The 17,257-nt window shown below is 35.3% G+C and carries 14 protein-coding genes; 6 read left to right on the top strand and 8 right to left on the bottom strand.

Features of this window, described 5'->3' with window-relative positions; all coding sequences use genetic code 11:
• Positions 1–346 precede the first annotated feature (346 nt).
• Both CAT7_RS00595 and CAT7_RS00590 read right to left on the bottom strand, forming a co-directional pair.
• A complete protein-coding gene (locus CAT7_RS00595) occupies positions 347–1,171 on the bottom strand; it encodes an undecaprenyl-diphosphate phosphatase (RefSeq protein ID WP_007720792.1) in 825 nt (274 codons plus the stop codon).
• 153 nt (positions 1,172–1,324) lie between these two features.
• Positions 1,325–2,308 carry a YeiH family protein gene (locus CAT7_RS00590; RefSeq protein WP_007720790.1) on the bottom strand — a complete coding sequence of 328 codons (984 nt, stop codon included), beginning with the start codon at positions 2,306–2,308 and terminating at the stop codon, positions 1,325–1,327.
• Between the two features lie 189 nt (positions 2,309–2,497).
• On the opposite strand from CAT7_RS00590, the gene CAT7_RS00585 reads away from it, so the two are divergent.
• The 4 genes from CAT7_RS00585 (at position 2,498) to CAT7_RS00570 (ending at position 7,988) form a co-directional block, all read left to right on the top strand.
• Positions 2,498–4,660, top strand: a complete 2,163-nt coding sequence (locus CAT7_RS00585) for a glycoside hydrolase family 3 N-terminal domain-containing protein (RefSeq protein WP_007720788.1) — start codon at positions 2,498–2,500, stop codon at positions 4,658–4,660.
• Positions 4,661–4,812: 152 nt separating this feature from the next.
• Positions 4,813–5,316: a PTS sugar transporter subunit IIA gene (locus CAT7_RS00580; protein ID WP_029277378.1), complete on the top strand. Its 504-nt coding sequence runs from the start codon at positions 4,813–4,815 to the stop codon at positions 5,314–5,316.
• Between the two features lie 269 nt (positions 5,317–5,585).
• Positions 5,586–6,308, top strand: a complete 723-nt coding sequence (locus tag CAT7_RS00575) for an ABC transporter ATP-binding protein (protein ID WP_007720775.1) — start codon at positions 5,586–5,588, stop codon at positions 6,306–6,308.
• Positions 6,309–6,335: 27 nt separating this feature from the next.
• Complete coding sequence (locus CAT7_RS00570; RefSeq protein ID WP_007720774.1) at positions 6,336–7,988, top strand: hypothetical protein; 1,653 nt, start codon at positions 6,336–6,338, stop codon at positions 7,986–7,988.
• A gap of 71 nt (positions 7,989–8,059) precedes the next feature.
• Here CAT7_RS00570 and CAT7_RS00565 read toward each other — a convergent pair whose 3' ends face one another.
• From CAT7_RS00565 to CAT7_RS00550, 4 genes are all read right to left on the bottom strand, one after another.
• Positions 8,060–8,680, bottom strand: a complete 621-nt coding sequence (locus CAT7_RS00565) for a flavin reductase family protein (RefSeq protein ID WP_007720773.1) — start codon at positions 8,678–8,680, stop codon at positions 8,060–8,062.
• A gap of 71 nt (positions 8,681–8,751) precedes the next feature.
• Positions 8,752–9,654, bottom strand: coding sequence for a VOC family protein (locus CAT7_RS00560; protein WP_007720772.1), 903 nt, complete (start codon positions 9,652–9,654; stop codon positions 8,752–8,754).
• Positions 9,655–9,833: 179 nt separating this feature from the next.
• Positions 9,834–10,871, bottom strand: coding sequence for a lactonase family protein (locus CAT7_RS00555; protein ID WP_007720771.1), 1,038 nt, complete (start codon positions 10,869–10,871; stop codon positions 9,834–9,836).
• Positions 10,872–11,136: 265 nt separating this feature from the next.
• Positions 11,137–13,266 (bottom strand): CDP-glycerol--glycerophosphate glycerophosphotransferase, encoded by a 2,130-nt coding sequence (locus CAT7_RS00550; RefSeq protein WP_007720769.1) that lies wholly within the window; start codon positions 13,264–13,266, stop codon positions 11,137–11,139.
• Between the two features lie 208 nt (positions 13,267–13,474).
• On the opposite strand from CAT7_RS00550, the gene CAT7_RS00545 reads away from it, so the two are divergent.
• Complete coding sequence (locus CAT7_RS00545; protein ID WP_232208095.1) at positions 13,475–13,843, top strand: PTS glucitol/sorbitol transporter subunit IIA; 369 nt, start codon at positions 13,475–13,477, stop codon at positions 13,841–13,843.
• A gap of 34 nt (positions 13,844–13,877) precedes the next feature.
• A complete protein-coding gene (locus CAT7_RS00540; protein ID WP_035019303.1) occupies positions 13,878–15,083 on the top strand; it encodes an AI-2E family transporter in 1,206 nt (401 codons plus the stop codon).
• A 172-nt stretch (positions 15,084–15,255) separates the two neighbouring features.
• On the opposite strand, the gene CAT7_RS00535 is transcribed toward CAT7_RS00540, so the two are convergent.
• Both CAT7_RS00535 and CAT7_RS00530 read right to left on the bottom strand, forming a co-directional pair.
• Positions 15,256–16,434, bottom strand: a complete 1,179-nt coding sequence (locus CAT7_RS00535; protein ID WP_007720762.1) for a M20 family metallopeptidase — start codon at positions 16,432–16,434, stop codon at positions 15,256–15,258.
• 154 nt (positions 16,435–16,588) lie between these two features.
• Entirely contained in the window at positions 16,589–17,212 is a 624-nt protein-coding gene (locus CAT7_RS00530) for an NAD(P)H-dependent oxidoreductase (protein ID WP_007720759.1), read from the bottom strand.
• Positions 17,213–17,257: the final 45 nt, after the last annotated feature.

The raw sequence follows: 17,257 nt of genomic DNA, 5'->3' as shown, positions 1-17,257 counted from the left end.
AAATTCTTTCGGAATAGACGGATTTGCTTGTAAGAGCCCTGGTACCGTCTTAAGCCTAAAGTCTTAAGATCTTTCAAGCCTCAAACATCGCTTTAACGCTTTAGCGATTAAGCGATGTAATTCGCATTGAATACTTTACAGGGCTACAAGCAATCCTATTCCTCCAGAAGTGTTAAGCATGAACTAAATTCATCTATCCACACTAAAAAGTATAGAGTCCAACAAAAAAGATTAGGACAATTTGTCCTAATCTTTTTTGTTGATTTTAATGGTTCTATATAAGCAAATCGGTCTATTAAACTAGAAATTCTTTTGAGGTATACACACTGTTTGATGAAGAACAATTTTAACCAAAGAAAATGAAATAACCAATCACAAGAATACCTAAAATGATTCGGTACCATCCAAAAGCTTTGAAGTCATTATTCTTAATGTAACCCATTAAGAATTTGATTGCGATAACCGAAACAACGAATGCTACTATCATACCGGTTAAAAGAATAGCTACTTCCATTCCCGTAAAGGCAAAACCAAACTTAAATAGTTTAAGGAAACTTGCTCCAAACATAATTGGAATGGATAGGAAGAAAGAATACTCTGTAGCAACAAAACGAGAAGTTCCGATTAAAATAGCTCCTAAAATTGTTGCGCCAGAACGAGATGTACCAGGAATCAGTGAAAGAACTTGGAACATACCAATTAAAAAGGCCGTTTTATAGGTCAAATCCTGAAAAGAATTGATTGAACTTTCTTTTCCTTTATTGCGGTTTTCAATGATAATAAATAAAATCCCATAAACAATCAACATAATAGCAACTGTCCAGTAATTGTATAAATGATCATTTAACCAATCATCAAATAAGAAACCTAATACTGCTGCAGGTAAAACCCCGACAACTACTTTGTACCAGATAGACATAGTGTCTTTTTTTTCTTGAGTAGATTTCTTTGGCGAGAATGGGTTTAACTTATTAAAATAAAGTAAGACAACCGCTAATATAGCTCCCAGCTGGATTACGACAAAAAACATTTCTTTAAACGCTGCAGAAGCATCTAATTGAATAAATTCTTCTACCAAAATCATGTGACCGGTACTACTAATAGGTAACCATTCGGTGATTCCTTCGACTACCCCTAAAAATACAGCTTTTAACAATTCAATAAAAATCATGTTGTTCTCCTTTCAAATAAAAAACGTGGATTTAAAACGCACAGAATTAAGTATACCTAAATCTTACTAGTTATCCTACCCTATTTAGAAAAGATTAACTATTTTTAGAGCCGTTATACTATGGAAAAGGCGTATTAGTTTTGGTAGGTTGAATTAAAGCTGCCCTTGAATAAACTGAATAAGTAAACTGCTGAGAGCAACAAAGAACCATGTAGCTAAACCAAGCAGAACTGGTTTTTTCCCTGTCTTTAATAAGGCTTTTAAGTTAGAAGACAACCCAATTGAACCTAAGGCCATTGCAATCATAAAACGTGAAAGCCATTTGGCAGTTGCTATAAAGGCTTCAGGCAGGACACCCGTACTGCTGATTAAAGAAGCTACTAAGAACCACAAAATGAACCAGGGGAAAATTTGTTTTAAAGAAACTTTTTCAGCTAAACGTTTTTTCTTATACACTTGAATTCCAGCTATGATCAATGATATTGGAATGATTAAAGTCGCTCTGGTTAATTTTACGATAGTCGCATAATCACCAGCAGCCTCGCTGTAACTGTAACCCGCAGCGACAACTGAAGAAGTATCATTGATGGCTGTTCCAGCCCACAAGCCAAACCCAGCATCTGATAAATTCAGTAGGTGGCCTAGAAATGGGAAAAGAAAAACAGCTACAATATTAAATAAAAAAATCGTCGAAATAGATAAAGCAATTTCATCATCATCGGCTTCAATGATTGGCGATACAGCTGCAATTGCTGATCCTCCACAAATAGCTGTTCCTACACCGATTAAAGTTGTGGTATTTGTGGGAATCTTTAACCATTTTCCAATCAAAAAAGCACTCATAAAAGCAACAGCAATCGTAATAAGTGTAACACTTAGTGAAGAAAGACCAGTTGACTTAATGTCTTGAATGGATAAGCTAAAACCCAACAATACGATGGATGCTTGTAAGATTTTTTTTGAAGAAAACTTAATACCTGGCTGGAAATCAGCAGGAATAGTTAAGGTGTTGTTTAATAACAAACCTAAAATAATTGCAAATACAGCACTACCAATAATTGGGAAAAAATTCCCCAAAAGCGTTGCAATAATAGCAATAGCGATGGATAAGAATAATCCTTTACTAATTTTTTTCATCTGTTTTTTCATCCTTTCTCTATCATACTGCTCAACTATAGCACATTTTTTCAATGGTATCATTTGAGAAACAAAAAGAATGGTGCTACAGTTAGTTTAAGTAAGCGGTTTTATAAATAAGTTGGTTTGGATAAGCAAACTAAACACTTTTCACTAGATGCAGCGGGAAAATGGGATAAGGAGGATTTTATGGACTCAATTCAACTTAAACAACTGCTCAGCAAGATGACAAGAGACGAAAAAATTGGTCAAATGGTTCAATTAGCAGGAGAATTCTATAAAAAAGAGGATAGTGAAAATACGGGACCGATGCATGAAATGAATATGACTCCTGAAAAGATGGCTACTATTGGATCCGTGCTTGGTGTTTCTGGTGCAGACACGTTAATAACCATCCAAAAAGAACATTTAGCAAAAAGTCGTTTAGGCATACCGCTATTATTTATGGCAGACGTGATTCATGGCTACCGTACGATTTTTCCAGTCCCTTTAGGTATGGCTAGTACATGGGATCCTGATTTGATTGAAGAAAGTGCAACTATAGCTGCTAAAGAAGCAGCTGTTTCGGGTTTACATGTCACCTTTTCGCCTATGGTCGATTTAGTCCGTGATGCTCGTTGGGGAAGAGTCATGGAATCTACAGGAGAAGATCCTTATTTAAATCAACTATACGCGCGTGCCTTTGTTAGGGGATATCAAGGGAAAGATTTGGCAATGGACAAATTAAGAGTAGCAGCTTGTATCAAACACTTTGCTGGGTATGGCGCACCCATAGCAGGACGAGAGTACAACACGGTTGAATTGTCAAAACGGACCTTAAAAGAAATGTATCTGCCGGCTTATCAAGCAGGAATTGAGGAAGGTAGCAAATTGGTTATGACGTCTTTTAATTCTCTTGATGGTGTTCCGGCAACAGCAAATAAACCATTGATGCGTGACGTTCTTCGAAAAGAGCTTGGATTTGAAGGAGTTCTCATTTCTGATTGGGCATCCGTTGGAGAAATGATTCCCCATGGTATCGCTGAAAATTTAAAAGAAGCTGGTGGGTTAGCCATAACAGCAGGTGTAGATATCGAGATGATGACAGGTGCTTATTTGAATCATTTGAATGAATTGATTGATGAAGGCGAAATTGGCGAAGAATTAATTAACGAAGCAGTATGGCGAATTCTGACATTAAAAAACGATCTGGGGTTATTTGAAAGTCCCTATCGTGGGGCGAATAGTGCAGCGGAAAAAACAACGGTGTTTAGTCAGGAACACCGAGCAAAAGCGAGGGGAATCGCTGAAGAGTCAATCGTACTATTAAAAAATAAAGACCAGACATTGCCGTTGAATATCCATCAGAAAGTAGCTTTGATTGTGCCTGAAGGACAAGCAAAAGACGTATTAGGCGCTTGGTCTTGGAAAGGTCAGCAAAGTGAAAGTGTTTCGCTCTATGAAGGTCTTTTACAGCACATTTCAAAAGAAGCCATCGTATTGAAAACAATTGATTGTTCAATTAAAGAAACGCCAAAAGACTGGTTAACAGACTTGAATGATGTGGATGTTATTATAGCTGCATTTGGTGAGTCTTCTTATATGAGTGGAGAAGGAGCCAGCAGAAGCAACATTAAATTGCCTTCAGAACAGATTCAATTGATCAAAAATTTACGGACATTAAATAAGCCAATCATTTTAACTCTAGTTAATGGCAGGCCATTAGATCTAACAGATAGTGTTGATGAGGTAGCTAGCATTATTGAAACTTGGTTCCCAGGTACAGAAGCAGGTTCTGCTGTGGCTAATGTACTTTATGGCAAAAAAAATCCAAGTGGCAAATTAACCATGTCTTTTCCAAAAGCCGTTGGTCAAGTTCCACTATACTACAATCAAGACAATACAGGACGCCCTTTAACAGCATTTAACCAAGAAGATAAGTATTTATCAAGGTATTTAGATGTCGATAACAGTCCCCTTTTCCCATTTGGTTATGGACTAAGTTATACGCGTTTTGACTATAGTCCCATGCAAATTAGCGTAACTAAATCTGCAAAAAGCCAAGATGATGAAGTCAAATTAGCCCTAACAATAAAAAATAGTGGAGAATTAGCTGGAGCTGAAGTTGTTCAGTTGTACAGTAGAGATAAAGTAGGAAAAATAGTTCGCCCAATCAAAGAATTGAAACGGTTCAAAAAGATATTTTTAGAACCAGGTGAGTCAATGGATGTTGCCTTTAGCTTAAAAAAAGAAGACTTTAAGTACATCCACCAAGATTTAACGGTGTCTGTTGAGTCAGGTGAATTTGATTTAATGGTAGGATCTAACAGTGAAGATGTAGAAATTAAGACAGTATATTTAAATTTTGACTAATAAAATGAATAAAAATACAGAAAATGAAAAATTAACCAGGCTTTTCTGTTCTCATTAAGGGGTCGTTTATGGTATTATTAAGTGCAAACTTCTTATGGTTAAATGACTAAGAAGTAGACTATAAATTATAGAAAGTAGGAATAGAAATGGGAATGTTCGATTTTTTGAAAAAAGGAAACAAAGATGAAGGAAGTGCTGAGGTGAAATTATTTTCACCTGCAAATGGAACCGTTATTTCAATTGAAGAAGTAGCAGATCCAGTTTTTTCACAAAAAATGATGGGAGACGGATACGCAGTTATTCCAACAGATGGAAAAATTTATTCTCCAGTAACGGGAAAAGTAGTCAGCGTTTTCCCTACTAAACATGCTGTAGGAATAGAACTTCCAAATGGCGTAGAAGTTCTATTGCATATGGGACTAGATACTGTTGAATTAAATGGGGGACCTTTCACTACTGCTGTTGTTGAAGGAGACCAAGTAACACCTGAAACACTTGTTTCAACTGTGGACTTAGTTGCACTTGAAGCTGCTGGAAAAGATAACGCAATGGTTGTTGTGTTTACGAATATGGATAAAGTCGCAGATTTCTCTTTAAGTGGTAAAGGACAATCTTCAGCATCAGCAGAAATTGGGTCACTTACAGCTAAATCTTAAAAAGGATTTAGTCCTAAATACGCTAGAAAAATGAAATGAATAAGAAATACACCTTGAAGGCTAGAGTGAATTCTAGTTTTTGAGGTGTATTTATTTAGCAGAATAAATGAATTTGTAAAAAAACAGCTGTAAAGTAATCCGAAAAAGACTATGATTAGTTAAAGGAAATTGGCAACGTTAAGATACGGTAGACTTACTCAAAAATATAACTAAGATGGCTGACTAAAATTAGTGAGAGACAAGATTCGTAAAAGAGAGGACATAAGAAAATGTTGAAGATCAATCATTTTAGCAAGACCTATAAAGGTGGCGTAAAAGCAGTAGACAATATTAGTCTTAACGTGGATGAAGGAGATATTTTTGGTTTTATTGGTCACAATGGAGCAGGAAAAAGTACGACGATCAAATCAATTGTAGGTATCCTTGATTATGAAGAAGGAGACATTCTCATTGATGGTCATTCAATGAGAACAGAGCCACTCTTATGCAAGCAAGTTATTGCTTATATACCAGACAATCCGGATCTTTATGAACATATGACGGGTATCCAATATCTCAGCTTTATAGCAGATATCTTTAATGTTCCGACTACAGTACGTGAGGCAAAAGTAAAAAAATATGCAGATTTATTTGAAATTACTGAGAACTTAGGAGATTTAATTTCTTCTTATTCACATGGTATGAAACAAAAACTTGCGATTATTTCTGCTGTCATCCATGATCCTAAGCTCCTTGTATTAGATGAGCCTTTTGTGGGATTAGATCCTAAAGCTGCCGTTACACTAAAGAAAATCATGCATGAACTTTGTGCAAATGGAAGCTCCGTATTCTTCTCGACACATGTATTGGACACTGCAGAAAAAATTTGCAATAAAGTAGCGATGATCAATCATGGGAAACTTGTTTTTTCAGGAACAATGGCAGATATGTTGAAGGAGAAAGAGGGAAGTTCGTTAGAAGAGATTTTTATAGATATTTTAGATCAAAATTAAGCCAAAAAGAGGAGCGTACTGTAAGGTATGAATACTATAGATGCAAAAACAAAAGGAAAAAATAAATGTTGGCGCCTTACGAAAAATAGATTAATAGAGCAACTTGGCTTAAATGTTTTTCGTTATGAAAAGGATAAACGCAAAAGAAATAGTAAAATTGCAGTGACAGTGGCTGTTTGTCTAGTTTTAGTGGCACTCGCTGTTTATTGCGGGGGGATAGCGTATGGTTATGTTTACTTAGGTCTGACAACTTTAGTTCCTAGTATGGCTCTATTTATCAGTAGCTTAGTTACTTTATCCTTTTCACTATTTAAATCAAATGGAGAATTTTTTGGTTTTAGTGATTATGATTTAATTATGTCTTTGCCATTGACGGTAAAAACGGTTATTAACAGCCGTTTTTTAAATATGTATATTTGGAATACCTTTATTTCAATTTTAGTAATGTTGCCAATGGGAATAATTTATCTTGGAGTTGAACAACCTCATTTTAGCGTCTATTTGATGTGGATTGCCAGTATCTTTTTAGTCAGCTTAATTCCTACTGCACTAGCGGCTATTTTTGGAGCAGTTGTTGCAGCGATTTCAGCCAAATTTAGATACACAAGCGCACTAGCTACCATCCTTTCTATTGGATTAGTTGCTGCAGTTCTGCTCTTATTAATGACAGCACCAACAGCTGATTTCGGATTTGGAGAGCTCTTTGATTCTCAAACGGGCACTTTAAATGAGGCTGCTTTTTCTTCTTTAGCTCCTTTTATTTCAGAGAGATTGAACCAATTCTACCCACCAACGAAATTTTTTAAAGAAGCAATCGTAGATGGGAAAATTCTTTCTTTTCTGTTGTTTGCTGCCATTTCTATTGGGGTTTATCTCGTTTTTTTACAGTTGTTAGCTCTTAAATACAAACAGATAAATACAGCCTTGACTTCACATATGAGCAAGAGAAATTATAAAGTTACCGTGTTGCAACAAAGTGGGGTAACCGTAGCCTTGTATAAAAAAACACTCATGCGTATTCTAAAATCAACGGTAGCTGCTACAAATTTATTGATTGGATGTGTACTAGCTATTTTATTAGCTGTAAGTACATTGATTATTGGACCAGAGCAAATGCTTCAGAGCATGGATTTGATTGATTATTTGCCACTGGCAAAAAATAGCGCTGGTTACGTCATTGCAGCTATGGTTTCTATGACAAATACCGCTACTATCTCACTGGCATTAGAAGGTGAAAATATCTGGATAGTTAAATCATTGCCCATTACTCCAAAGAAATTATATGATAGTTATTTATTAACTAACTTAACGTTCACTATTCCGACATCAATCATCTGTTCAGTCTTGTTTAGTATCTCTTTGAAAGCTAACTTTAGTGAGATGCTGTTGATACTAGTCACACCGCTGTGCTTTTCATTGTTTACAGCAGTAGCTGGTATTTTCATTGGAAACAGGATGGCTTATTATGACTGGCAGGATGAAACACAACTTGTTAAGCAAAGTTTAATGAGTTTAATAGGAATGTTAGGCGGTATGATTGTGATTGCGCTATTGGGAGTAATAGCGAATGTAGGTTTTGTTCCATTAGATGCTAAATTACTTACAACTAGTATTAACGTGTTCATCTTAGCTCTTACAGTAATGGTGTACCTACATGAACGAAATCGTTCAATAAGATAATAAATGAATGAAGCCCGTTCCTAATCGTTAAAAAAGAGCCGCTCAAGAATTCTTGAGCGGCTCTTTTAGTTTTAATTTGGACGCACAATAGTGAATTCTTCATCTAATGTAGCATATTGATTACCTGCGAGTCGTGCGACAGGATTTAATTTATCCGTTAAAATATATTCTTTTTCTTGATCAAAAACGGCTTCATCAAAAAAGAAATCCGTTACTCGAATAAAAAAGAAATCTGTAACAACCTCATTTTTATCATTTTTAACCGGAATGTATTGATGCAAGACACCCTCAAAACGAATCTTCGCTTCAGCGATAGAAGGAACCTTTACACTAAGACTATCGATTAACGTTAACTGTGTTTGGTCAATTTCACTTTGATCAGGAGGCAAAGGTGCAGAAGTACGGTTCATTTCTTCAACGACAGATTGATCAACAATATGAACAACAGCTTCTTTTTGATCTAGGATATTGCGAGCAGTATCTTTGATTACGCCATCTTTTCGTAAGATAGCAACCGTCAGCAAAGGCAGTTCATTTGAGGCAGCGCTGAAAAAACTAAATGGAGCTGCATTTACTACAGAACCATCTTTTGATAAAGAAGTGACCCACGCAATTGGACGAGGGATCACACTCCCACTGACAAGTTTGTATTGTTGCTTTTTATCGAGTTGTTCTGCTTTATAGTGAAACATGAGTAGTCACATCCTAAAAATTTAGTTTAATAAGAGACACAAGTTCGTGAATTCCTTTTAATTTGTTCCTTTTAAAAATTTCCCAATTGAGCTTCAATTGCTGCTCGTTTATTTTCTGAAAATGGGGGTAGTGCAAGTGTACTTCCTAATTCTTCAATCGATTCATCTAGTGTAAATCCAGGTGTCTCTGTAGCTATTTCGATTCGCAACCCATTTGGTTCTTTTAGATATAAGCTCTTAAAATAACCTCGTTCAACATATTGTTCTATGGGTAAATTCTGCTGTACCGCTTTTTGATACAAACGTTCAAGCTCTTCAGCTGAATGAATAGTATAAGCAATGTGATCGATTGTTCCTCTCCCCATGCGTGATAAAACAGTACTATAGCTAGCGGCAACTGTTGTAAAAACACCTTGTTGAGTGTCTTGAACTTGCTTGTTTTGACTGGTTAAGGGCAATCCTAAAAACTTAGTTAAAAAAGAGACGGTTTTATCTGGGCGCTCAACTTTAAGTAAGACGTCAAAAATACTAATGATTTGGTTGTCCGGTGCAATATCAGAATGTTTCGTTGCATTTTCTAGAGAAATGACTTCATCAACTTCTATCAATGAAAGGGGAAATTGATCTAGATCTTTAAACGTTAAGGACTGTTTGTCTCGGTCCACTGTAGTCTGAATCGAAAAGCGGGCTAAACGAGATTCCCAATAAGTTAAACTGCCTTTAGGAATTTTCAACGTAACTGTTGAAAAATATGAGTTCTCATTATACGCACTGCCGACAGTCTTTAATTCAAAAAAAGTCAGCAAAGTTCCGGGGTTTCCTTGATAGTCGCCATAAAACAAATGTCGAATGGATGTATTTTCTTGATTGACGGAATTTTTAACAAAACGTAAACCAAGAATAGTGGTATAGAAAAAGTGGTTTTCTCTAGCGGACTTAGTGAACGCAGAGATATGATGGAGACCTTTGATCATTTGAGGTAGGCACCTTTCAAGCGATAAATTTTGAATGGACATGAAACGATAAATCAACTATAGCACATCATTAATTAGCTTACAATAAATAAGTTTAATTAGAGATAAGTTATATCGAAATAAATAACTAGACTAAACAGAACCTAGTAACAAGTTCTGTTTAGTCTAGTTAAATCGTTTTATTCAAAAGTAACGCAAACACATTCTGGAGCATAAACATCTTTTTGAAGCAGAGACAAGAGACCAGTTTCTGCATTCCGTTCAAATAAAGTAAGCTTATCTGAAGATTGATGACCAACTACTAAAAATTGTTCAGTAGGATCTAATGCAAAGTCACGAGGGGTATCTCCCTCAGAAGCAATCAATTGAATCCGTTCAATCGAATCGCCGTATGCATTTATAGCGTAAACCGCAATTGAGTTGTGACCACGATTTGAAGAGTATAAAAAGCGACCATCTTCAGTAACACGTACTGCTGATCCACTATTGAAAGTTGTATGCGTGTCTGGAATAGAAGAAACAGTTTGAACTGTTTTAAATGAACCTTCAGCAGCATTGTAAGCTAATACAACGATCTCACTAGTTAATTCTCCAACAAGATAAGCAAACTTACCATTTGGATGGAAAACTAAATGACGAGGACCAGTTCCTGGATCAGCTGTATACGTAGCCGCTAAATCTAGCTTGCCATCTTCTGATACTTTATACGTGTAAACTTTATCTGTTCCTAAATCACAAGCAACCACGTAATTACGATCGGGTGTAAGATTCATGTAGTGAGCGTGAGCTTTTTCTTGATTCTCATGAACACTTGAACCGTCATGTTGTTTAACATCTGTTAACGTTAAGCTGCCTTTACTATCTGTTTTATAAACAGATACAAAACCATCATGGTAACTTGTTGTGTAGACAAGCGAACGATCTGCATCATAGGCAACATAACAAGGTGGTGCAGCATTTTCTTCAATTAATTCACTTATTTTTTCAAATGTTGTGTCTGAATTTTTCTTGAAAGCAGCAATTCCACCACCTTTTTCTGTTTTGCTGACAGCATAAAGAATGTCTTTTTCACTAGATAATGCTAAATAAGTAGGGTTGCCAATTTTCGCAACTAGTTTAGCTTCTTCTAAACGTTTCGTTTCAGTGTTTAATATAATCTCATAAATTCCTTCACTATTTCCTTTAGTATACGTTCCTAAATAAATGATTTCTTTCATTGTAAAGCCTCCTCAGTATGATGTAACAGTTTTCATTTTTAAGTATAGCACTTGCTGAAGAAAGAATTAAAGGAAAAAGCCACATTTTATAAAAAAATGTGGCTTTTTCCTTTAATTTGGTGGTGGTAGGCTAGTGAAATTGAATACCTATTATTCTATTATTTAGGGCTCTTCATCAAATAGTGTGGGGGCTTCAGCTGCTTACAAACAGGATATACTTGGGCATCACTAAATTTATCTATTAAAACTAAAAAAGTATAGAGCTTCATTCAGAAGGAGCATTTTTATTTCCGTAAAGAAGAGTTGAAATAGCTTCATAAATTCGTTGATTCGCTTGTGAATCATGATAGTAAAGCAAAGCATCTGCTTTTTGTTGATTCTTACGTGTAACGTGAAATTGATTGATTCCTATTTGTTCTAACAAGTGGAGGAGACTTTCTTCAGAAGTTGTAATTTCACCAGGTAATTCATTTAAATACGTATAGTTAGAATTAAACGGTTCTTCAGAAGCGAGTGTTTTAATATCTGGCTGATAGAATAGAACAGGTTTGAAAAGAAAACTAAAATCAAAAGCAATTGGGTCTGCATCTGTTATCAAAAGTTTACTGTCTTTAATTAATTGTTGAACGTCTTCTTGACTTTGAAGGACTAGTGTACAATTTGTATCAGAGAATGCTGCTACATAATGAAGCATGGAAGAAGGAAGAGCTATTATCACTTCAAGCTGGTAGTGCTGAACAAAATCTAGAAAGATAGGGTTTTGCACTAGCGAGATAAAAGCTTGAGCCATGTGTTCAATAACATCAGATTGATAGTATAGACCTGAATCGTGATTCATTGGAAAAATGAGTACTTGTTGCTTTGTAGCTGTATTGGTTTCATCTTTTAAAAGTTCGTCAAAACGGGGTAATCCTGTAATAGAAAGTTTGGTTTCTGGAAATTTAAGTGTTTCTATTGCATAGCGCTTTTCGGTTTTAGAACTAACAAAAAATAAATCAGCTTTGAATTGCTTAGAATGGTAAGACAATGTTGTTTGGACATTTTGCAAACCTAGTACATTTTTTGGTAGAAGAATTTTTTTAGCAGCTAACTCATCTAACCACAAGGGATTGCGTGTTGGCATAATAGCATAAGGTTCTTCTGTTGTAATCAATAATTGAGCCATCAACAATGTCCAGATGTATTTTTTTGATTTATAAATCAAAAGGTGATTTTCATCTAGAGCTGCAGCTTTAGCATAATCCGGTGACAAACGGTCAATGACATAATAAATCTCTTTTTCTGGATACTGTTGTCTCAGGTAGCGGTAAAAAAGCCAACCATTATTTTTAGCTTCCATAGGCGTTTCGCCAATGATCCAAATGTCTCGTTTGCTATAAAATGGACGCAAGATGGGAGCGAAAGGAAGTAGTTCTTTCATGTATTCAAAGGTTTCTTTTTCAAAATTAGTTACCGAAAGAATGAAATTATTCGATTGACCGGTAAAGTTAGGAGCTAATAACAAGGTCTTTTTTCCATAAGAATAAGAAAAGTAGTTGTAATTTTTTTTGGCATTTGCTTCGCTAGGATTAGAAACACGAATAACAGTCGGCTCAAAAAAACCATTTAGATACAATTCAAAATACAAATCAAAATCTTCATCATTGGTATTGCTAAAAAGCAATTCGTTGGCACATTCAGCTAAATCTAAATTGATTTGGTAATCATAATAGTGAAGATGAGTGACATCCGTTGAATCGGTCAATTGATGATCGGAGTGAATGAGTTGACGATGACCAAATTTCCTACCAACCAGAATAGTATCGATTCGATTGATTTGGTTAGCCTTTGTGGTAATTGTACCAGCAAGAGTTAACGTGCTTTTTGTCAAATTGATCGAATCTATTTTTGAATCTTGAATGAACCGGACACTGCGGACAGGAATATTAATCGTAAAACAAAAACCTTGCGACGTTCTACTAAAATAAGGGTACAGATGATGGCCGTTTTCTTGCACTTCTGTTAGCCCATAGGATTCATAATGATTAAAACGGTTAAGCGACAAAGGCTCATCTTTTTCAATTTGTTGATCATCGATTAAATACCGAAGAGTAAAATAGAACTCAAAATGTTCCTTTGGATCCACTGGTACATGCTTTTTAATAAAGGAACGTATATTAACTGTGAATGAATATTCTTCATTGGTAACCGTACCCTTAAACGAATATTTTTCTCCAGTTTCTCTATGTAAAATAAAAAATTCTTTAAATTCTGTTGGAAAATCTTTTGTTAAAGTGATTGTAGTCATTAAATCATCATCGTGTTTTTTTATTATTAATGAAGGATGACGAAGTTCTTTTATTTTATTTTCAGCTTGTTCTATTTGTAAGATCTTTTTATTATTAGTAGAATTCATAAAGTCTACCTCCATTATTGGATAGTTTATCTCAATTTATCATACCAGTCTATCCAACAGGTAGCAATCAGTATGGGTATTTTTTTAATGAATGAAGCCGTTTTTCTTGTTTCAGCTAATTACTTGAAGCTGGATAGCATTTACCACCCTTTAAAAGAGAGAATATGGTAAACTAAACAAGAATAAAGGAATTTGAAATAAGAGAGGAATGGATAATATGTTAGTTGGAACAGTAACTGCAATCGGAGAAAATGCCATTAGCAAAAAGGACCCGATGATTATTTTATTTGGAGAACAAGCTACAGAAGAGATTCGTACAGTAGCCATTATTCAATCTTTTGAAAATGAAAAAGAAATAGTAAAATTAAAACCGGGTCAAACTATTTCTTTTGATGAAAAAATATATACCATTAAAACCGTGGGAAGTTTAGCGAATGAAAATTTGAATACAATTGGTCACGTGACACTTTCTTTTTCAGAAGTTCCAGAAGATGATCGGATTGAAAGTGGCATTTATTTGACGCCATATGAGTTGCCAGAATTAACGATTGGGACTAAAATTAGTTACAGCAATTAATAGCAAATTTTATAAAGCCAGAGGGGATGGACGTATGGGTGAAGAAAAAATAAAAGTAAAAACCATCGAAAAAGTAACCTGGTTTTGGAAATGGGTTTTGAACAATAAAGTAGTTTCTATTTTATTCATTTCGCTTTTGATTTTCTTGAATCTATTAATATTTTCAAAAGTTGCGCACTTGTTTTCACCAATTGGAGATTTTTTGAGTGTAATTGGAATGCCAATTATATTTGCAGGAATCTTGTATTACCTGGTTAATCCTTTGGTTGACTGGATGGAACGGAAAAAAATTCCACGTGTGTTAGGAATAGCTTGGATTTTCATTGTAATTGGTGCTTTAATTGTATGGGGTATCACTACATTGATTCCAATTATCCAAGAACAAACGATTAGTATTATTGAAAATTGGCCTATCTATTGGGATAATATTGTTTTTCAAATAGATAGTTGGCTAAGAAGCGATGTGCTATCTGAATTTCAGACACGATTGACTGATTTAAATGCGAACTTATTATCTAACGTTTCAGATCAAGCCAACAGTGTCCTAGATACAACTTTTACCAGTATTGGAAGTGTAGTTGGGGCGTTGACCAATGTTGTGATTGCAATCATCACGATGCCTTTTATTCTCTTTTACTTATTAAAAGATGGAAAAAGTCTGCCTTATCATGTGATGAAAATGATACCATCAAAAATGAGAGGTGGCACCTATCGCTTATTAACTGAAATCAATACACAAATTAGTCAATATATACGTGGACAGTTAATGGTAGCTTTTTTTGTCGGACTTATGTTTTGGATAGGATTTGCAAGCATTGGATTAGAGTATGCTGTAACATTGGGTGTATTGGCGGGCTTCTTGAATTTGATACCTTACTTAGGTTCGTTTTTAGCTACTGTACCTGCAATTGTAATTGCTTTAGTAGATTCTCCAAGTATGTTAATCAAAGTTCTAATCGTTTTTGCTATTGAGCAAACGATTGAAGGAAGAGTTATCCAACCACAAATCCTAGGGAATAATTTAGAAATTCATCCGCTAACGATTATCATTGTTTTGCTTTCTGCTGGAAAAATATTTGGTGTTCCTGGTGTTATTTTGGGTATTCCTGGATATGCAATCTTAAAAGTTATTGTTGTTCATTTTTTCAGATGGTATAAGGACTATAGTGGATTATACGAAAGTGATGATAATCCCGCTCCATCACCTCTTGTAGTTGCAAGTAAAAAAGAAAAAGATTAAAAAAAGTCTTGTACCGTTTAAAATCGGTACAAGACTTTTTTAGTCTGAAGTGTCTAAGGCAAGTTCTCTCAGCCTATAATGTTCCCATAGATTTGTACAAGCAAAGCGGATTATTCTATAAAAAGGTTCTTTTAAAACAGTCGCTGTATGGGTTGAATAATTATTTTTCACTTTATTTGCTAGTGGTTCCTAAAAATGCTAAAGCAAATTCTACATGCCACGCGGCACCTAATTTTAAAATATCTTCATCCAATTCAAAGTGATCATCATGAGGAGCGTAAGTGGTGTTTTTTTCTTCATTGTAAATTCCAATGATGCCATAAACACCAGGAGCTTCTTTTAAATAATAAGAAAAGTCTTCGGAATTCATTGCTCTTGGAAACTCTGTAACCTTATCTGAACCAAATACTTTCATTCCAGCATTGGTAGCAATTTTTGCTAGAGCAGCATCATTTTTTGTTGGAGGTGTACTCGGCTCAATCGTTACATCAACTGTGATTTCGTACATCTCTGCAAAATGCTGAGCGTGACGTTTCAAGGCTTCATGAGTAAGGTCACGGCTATCTTCATCAAAGTAGCGCATCGAAATATCCATTTTTGATTTTTTTGGAACAATATTTGCTTTAGTTCCACTGGTGAAACGACCGATATTAAAGACGACTGGATTTCGTGAATCGACGTTTTTAGCAATGATTTGTTGCAGATCAAGGGCAAATTGAGCTGCCGGTGTGAAAGAATCTTTGCCTAGTTGGGGAGTTCCACCATGGCCAGATTTGCCGGTGAAAGTGACATAAATAGTATCACATCCTGAGAATAAGTCACCAGGTCCTGAATAAAAAGAACCAGACGCAATCGTATTGTAATTGTGCATACCGAACACAGCATCGACTCCCTCCATTCCTCCATCAGCTACAATTTTTTTAGCTCCTTCAAAAGTTTCTTCTGCTTCTTGGAAGAAGATGCGTACTTCACCATCAAAAGTATCTTTAACTTCATTCAAAATTTTTGCAGCTCCCATGGCCATTGTAGTGTGAGCGTCATGACCACATGCGTGCATCACACCAGGATTAGTTGATTGGAAATCCAAATCTAAATCTTCATTAATCGGTAACGCATCAATATCTGAACGCAAAGCAACAGTTTTTCCAGCACTTTTGCCTTTTATTGTAGCAATCGTTGATGTTTTTCCTACTTTTCTGTAAGGAATGCCAAATTCTTCCAGTTTAGCAATGATTTTTTCTTGTGTTTTAAATTCATGCTCACTCAATTCGGGTTCTGAATGCAATAATCTACGGAATTCAATCAATTGTGGTTCTATTTTCGTTGTCTGTTCTAACGGTGTCTCTTTCATTTGTTCCTTCCTTCTTTCTGTTTGGAGTAGTCATCTTAATTTCAGTGTAGCTCTTTTTAGGCAATGCTACAAAAGAAAGGAACTAAATACAAAAAAACTGAAAAGAAAAACCGTTACAGGCTTTTCTTATCAGTTTCAGTTGATAAAGTCATGTTTAAAATGTTTTTCCTAAGGCAGTAGCTTTTTCTATTCCTTCAGCCATAATATCCGCTGCTTTATCAGGCGCATAATCCATACCTTCAACAAATAATTCTTGGAAATCAGTGATACCGATGTAATTTAAAATCGTTTTTAAATATTGATTGGCGGGGTCTTTTCCACCATAAACGCCACCATTTGCTTGAATATGAAGAACTTTTTTGTCTCCAGCAAGACCAACAGCTTCGCCTTTTTCGTTGTATTTAAAGGTTTTTCCACCTACAGTAATCGTATCCACCCAAGCTTTTAAGCGAGCAGGAACATTTAAGTTCCATAATGGATTTGCAATAACGATTTTATCAGCATCCAAAAATCCGTCTGTGTAGCCATTAAATAAAGTTATTTTTTGTTGTTTAGCTTCAGATAATTCATCAAAAGCAGTTCCACTGCCAAGTTCAGACCAAGCTTGTAATAAGTCGCGATCAATATCAGGAACAGCTAAGTCATATAAATTAATGTCTTCAATGTGTTCTTCAGGATGATTTGCAATATACGAGTTTACGAAAGCATCTGTAACTTGCATAGAACGAGAAATCTCGCTATCTAATGGATGGGCACGAACAATTAATAATTTTGTCATAAATAGAATCCTTCTTTCGGCTTTTTTGAGAACCTTTTCTTTAGC

Origin of the sequence: Carnobacterium sp. AT7 (assembly GCF_000171855.1) — a bacterium.
GTDB lineage: Bacteria > Bacillota > Bacilli > Lactobacillales > Carnobacteriaceae > Carnobacterium_B > Carnobacterium_B jeotgali.
Note: the sequence above shows the minus strand (reverse complement) of the source record. Positions and strands in the feature narration are given on the sequence as shown.